Origin of the sequence: Sporosarcina contaminans (genome assembly GCF_042679045.1) — a bacterium.
GTDB classification, from domain to species: Bacteria; Bacillota; Bacilli; order Bacillales_A; family Planococcaceae; genus Sporosarcina; species Sporosarcina contaminans.
In genome coordinates this window covers 1-4285 of the sequence record NZ_JBHTLT010000078.1, presented here as the reverse complement: position 1 = coordinate 4285, position 4285 = coordinate 1, and the positions used below count along the sequence as shown (strand labels likewise).

The following is a 4285-nucleotide window of genomic DNA, read 5'->3' as shown; positions in this document are numbered from 1 at the left end:
GGAAAGCGACGGTTGTCAGGGGTTCCCCATTTATTCTCCAACCAGAAAGGGACTATCACAGAAAATCAGTTTTCACTGACTTTCTGGACAGCCCCTTTTTTATTTAGTAAGGGAGGGATAATTGGTCGTTATATGGAAGTATTGAACGGAATGAAATAGTGGAGCTGCGGTGGTTATGCGTTATTTATTTGATTTATGCGCGGGAGTGTAGTTTTATGCTTTTTTGGAGTTGATTATGCGTTATTGTAAGTATTTATGTGTTCTTTGTTGATTTTTATGCATTTATGTATAATTTTTTTTGCGTTTCTGTAGGCAGTGATGATGTGGCGTTTCAAAAGGTTTTTATTCTTCATTCAAGAAGGGTATTGTTAAAGGGAGAAGTGTTTTGGGAGGGAGTGTGCTGATGTTTCGGATACCGGAATCGATTGCTGCGGTCGGTAAGGAACGGATTAAGGGATTTCCTGTTGAAGGTTTTGTCTATGGGGAAGGTCCTGAGCGTCCCGAGCTTATGCTAATTGGGGAGGCCCCGGGAGAGTTTGAAATAGTGGATGGCATTCCTTTTGTCGGCAGGGCAGGCAAAGAGTTGATGAGGTCCTTAGGGTCAATCGGATTATCGCGTGAAGATGTATACATAACGAGTGCGGTGAGGAGCAGGCCATATAGATGGGGGATGAAAAAGGAGCGAGATGGTACGTTGACGGAACGGAAATACAATCGGCCGCCGACGCAAAAAGAAATTTTGGCACATGCTCCGGTGTTGGATTATGAATTGGCAAACGTTAAACCGAAATTGATCGTCACGTTGGGCAATGTTGGCTTGCAACGATTGCTTGGCAAGGAAGCAAAGGTGACAGAGTTGCATGGACAGTTGCTGGAAAAGCCTGTACGTTGCTTGCCTGATCTATCGTCAACAGCATATGAATGGACGGAACGTTTGTACCGGATCGTACCGACGTTTCATCCGGCGTCCGTTTTTTATAGGCCATCCCACCGCCCTGATTTGGATGCTGACTGGCTATCAATTGGCAAATTGTTAGAGGAAATGCGAAATGTCTGATCCCTATAAAAGAATTCTTGTGATTGGTTGTAGTGGAGCAGGGAAATCAACGCTTTCGAAGGAACTTGGGAAGAAACTTCAACTTCCCGTCCTCCATTTAGATGCCCTTTATTGGAATGAAGGATGGGTCCCAACGCCGAAGCCAGTTTTTAGAGAGAAGCTTCAACGGGCATTGATGGAAGAGGAATGGATTATAGATGGAAATTTCAATTCGACGATTGAGATGCGAGCGAAGTACGCCGATTTGGTCATCTTCCTTGATTATCCCAATTGGCTTTGTTTAGCCCGCGTTTTTAAGCGTAGGATTATGTATCATGGAAAAGCTCGCCCGGATATGGCAGAAGGGTGTACTGAGAAGCTTGATTGGGAGTTTGTAAAATTCATTTGGACGTATTCGAAAAAGAAGCGACCCGGTGTTTTTCAAATGTTGGACAGATGTGACGCGGATTTAGTTGTCCTTACTTCACCAAAAGAAACGGATCGTTGGCTTGCGGAGCTGTAATTAGAAAGGCTTACAGTTTCAATGGTGACGATTCTGTTTTTTGTTGCTCCCATAAGGGAATGATTGTATAACGTGAACGGAAATGATGGAGGAACAGCACATGTATTTTCCTATAGAAAAATCTTTTTTTCATATGCCTGTATTGGAGCTTGCACGCAATTTAGTTGGTCAAATGATTGTGCATGAGCTGCCTGAAGGAGTCATTGCAGCACGCATTGTTGAAACGGAAGCTTATCACGGGCCCGAAGACCGCGCTGCACATAGCTATGGCAATCGTCGAACGAAGCGGACCGAGATCATGTTTGGGGAAGCAGGTTTAGTATATACGTATCAAATGCATACGCACACGCTTATGAACGTTGTAAGCGGACCAGTCGGAACGCCGCATGCCGTTTTAATTAGAGCTGCGGAGCCTGTTGAGGGCTTTGAGCTAATCCGCGATCGCAGAGGGGAGCATTTGAAGATGACAGATTGGACGAATGGCCCTGGGAAATTATCTAAAGCGTTAGGAGTCACAATGGCGTATTATGGCCATCATTGGGGTGACGAACCGCTTTTTATTGCCGAAGGTCCGGGTGCTTCGGAAGTTGTAAGCGGACCGAGAGTAGGGATAGGCAATTCTGGTGAAGCGGTCCATTATCCTTGGCGTTTCTATGAAAATAATAATTCTTTCGTCTCGAAGTATCGTCCATAGGTTTAGGTCGGAGTCCGTTGTGGAAAAGATAAAAGTGTAATCAATTCAGTAAAACGAAGGAGTGTTCATAGAGATGGCAAAAATTGCAACAGTCCTAACAAACCTATTCGAAGACTCGGAATACACGGAGCCTGCGGACGCTTTTAAAGAAGCAGGGCATGAAGTGGTGACGATTGAGAAGGAAGCTGGAAAAGAAGTGAAAGGCAAACAAGAAAAAGCGACAGTGAAAATCGATTTAGGGATCGATGAAGCGAATCCGGATGATTTCGATGCGCTTTTCATTCCAGGCGGATTTTCACCAGACCAACTGCGCGCGGATGATCGTTTCGTACAGTTCGTGAAGAAATTCATGGACGATAAGAAACCAGTATTCGCCATCTGTCACGGACCTCAGCTGCTGATTACAGCGAAAACTTTAGACGGCCGCGATGCAACCGGATATAAATCCATCAAAGTGGATATGGAAAATGCCGGAGCGAAATATGCCGATAAGGAAGTCGTTGTCTGTCAAAACCAGCTGGTAACGAGCCGTACACCCGATGACATTCCGGCATTTGTCCGTGAATCGAAAAAGTTATTGGAAGGCAAATAAGTTTGAATGGAACTGTCCTGCTGTGATGCCGGGCAGTTTTTTTAGGGGATCTCTGTCCGTAGGAGGGACAGGGATCTTCTTTTTTTTGTGGTGGCTCGTTTATCAGCTTCTATAAACGAGCGGTAACTGCTGAGTATTTTAGTAAATTTATTATGTAAATGGATAATACGTAATGTTCTTGAAATACTGTTTTGTACATGGTAAATTTAAACGAGACAATGATGCGGATCATAATGTTCAGACAGTATTAGATAGATTTACAACGAGGGGGAACAATGCATATGAAAAGGGTTCTTAAAATGGGGAGCGCTTTCATCGGGATCATTGTCGGTGCGGGGTTTGCTTCCGGTCAAGAAATTCTGCAATATTTTACGAGTTTCGGAATGATGGGAATTGCGGCAGCTATATTATCCACCGTTTTGTTTGCATATATGGGGATGACGTTGACGCGACTTGGAAGCCGATTGAAGACAACTTCTCATAAAGAAGTAATTTACAAAATAAGTGGACGTTATATTGGAGTTATTGTTGACTATATCATCATTTTTACATTATTCGGTGTCGGTGTCGTAATGTTGGCTGGAGCAGGTTCGAACTTGGAACAGCAATTTGGCATTCCGTCTTACATAGGCAGCTTGTTAATGGTAGTTCTTGTTTTTGTAACGATTTTGATGAATGTCGATAAAGTCGTGGCAGTAATCGGAAGCATTACGCCTTTTCTCATTTTGGCGGTTGTCGTCGTTTCCGTTTATTGTTTGGTGACAATGGATACTTCATTTGCTGTATTGGATCCGGTTGCTACAAATGTCCGCACAACATTGCCGAACTGGTTCATTTCTGGGATAAATTATGTATCCTTCAACATTGCGTTAGGTGCTTCGATGTCGCTCGTTATGGGAGGAGCGGAGAAAAATGAGAAAGTTGCGGCGCTTGGCGGATTAGTAGGCGGTTTAGGATTAGGGATTTTAATCATTTTGAGTCATTTGGCGATTTTCTCAAAAGTGGATATGGTAGCAGATGTAGATTTGCCAATGTTGGCAATTATAAATGAGATATCTCCGATTTTGGCTACGCTCATGGCATTCGTATTGTATGGCATGATTTTCAATACAGCGGTCAGCATGTTTTACGCGTTTGGAGCGAGATTCGTTACAATCGGCACGAAACGCTTTAAAATGTTCGTTTTGATTACGTTAGTTATAGGTTTTGTGCTAAGTTTTGTAAAGTTTACAGATTTAGTGGCGTACTGTTATCCTACAATCGGTTATTTCGGTTTATTCCTAATGGCTGTATTAATATACTCTTCAATTAAGTTGCCAAAAAAAGTACATCGATAAGAAAGGGGCTGTCCAGAAAGTCAGTGAAAACTGATTTTCTGTGATAGTCCCTTTCTGGTTGGAGAATAAATGGGGAACCCCTGACAACCGTCGCTTTCCGTTC

5 protein-coding genes are annotated in these 4285 nt (G+C 43.3%); all 5 read left to right on the top strand.

The features are described from left to right. Positions 1–403 precede the first annotated feature (403 nt). Complete coding sequence (locus tag ACFQ38_RS11555) at positions 404–1057, top strand: uracil-DNA glycosylase (protein WP_381481021.1); 654 nt, start codon at positions 404–406, stop codon at positions 1055–1057. Then, positions 1050–1559: a P-loop NTPase family protein gene (locus ACFQ38_RS11550; RefSeq protein WP_336823776.1), complete on the top strand. Its 510-nt coding sequence runs from the start codon at positions 1050–1052 to the stop codon at positions 1557–1559. The genes ACFQ38_RS11555 and ACFQ38_RS11550 overlap by 8 nt, the downstream gene beginning before the upstream one ends. A 100-nt stretch (positions 1560–1659) precedes the next feature. After that, on the top strand, positions 1660–2253 hold the full coding sequence (locus ACFQ38_RS11545; protein WP_381481018.1) for a DNA-3-methyladenine glycosylase: 594 nt from the start codon (positions 1660–1662) through the stop codon (positions 2251–2253). Between the two features lie 73 nt (positions 2254–2326). Continuing rightward, the gene (locus ACFQ38_RS11540) at positions 2327–2845 is read left to right on the top strand and encodes a type 1 glutamine amidotransferase domain-containing protein (RefSeq protein ID WP_336823774.1); all 519 of its coding nucleotides are present in this window, start codon (positions 2327–2329) and stop codon (positions 2843–2845) included. A gap of 281 nt (positions 2846–3126) precedes the next feature. Next, on the top strand, positions 3127–4182 hold the full coding sequence (locus ACFQ38_RS11535) for a YkvI family membrane protein (protein ID WP_336823773.1): 1056 nt from the start codon (positions 3127–3129) through the stop codon (positions 4180–4182). Positions 4183–4285 lie beyond the last annotated feature (103 nt).

Excerpts from the sequence above, each read along its gene's own strand:
- ACFQ38_RS11535 (WP_336823773.1), top strand. The coding sequence starts at position 3,127 with ATGAAAAGGGTTCTTAAAATGGGGAGCGCTTTCATCGGGATCATTGTC.
- ACFQ38_RS11555 (WP_381481021.1), top strand. The coding sequence starts at position 404 with ATGTTTCGGATACCGGAATCGATTGCTGCGGTCGGTAAGGAACGGATT.
- ACFQ38_RS11540 (WP_336823774.1), top strand. The coding sequence starts at position 2,327 with ATGGCAAAAATTGCAACAGTCCTAACAAACCTATTCGAAGACTCGGAA.
- ACFQ38_RS11545 (WP_381481018.1), top strand. The coding sequence starts at position 1,660 with ATGTATTTTCCTATAGAAAAATCTTTTTTTCATATGCCTGTATTGGAG.
- ACFQ38_RS11550 (WP_336823776.1), top strand. The coding sequence starts at position 1,050 with ATGTCTGATCCCTATAAAAGAATTCTTGTGATTGGTTGTAGTGGAGCA.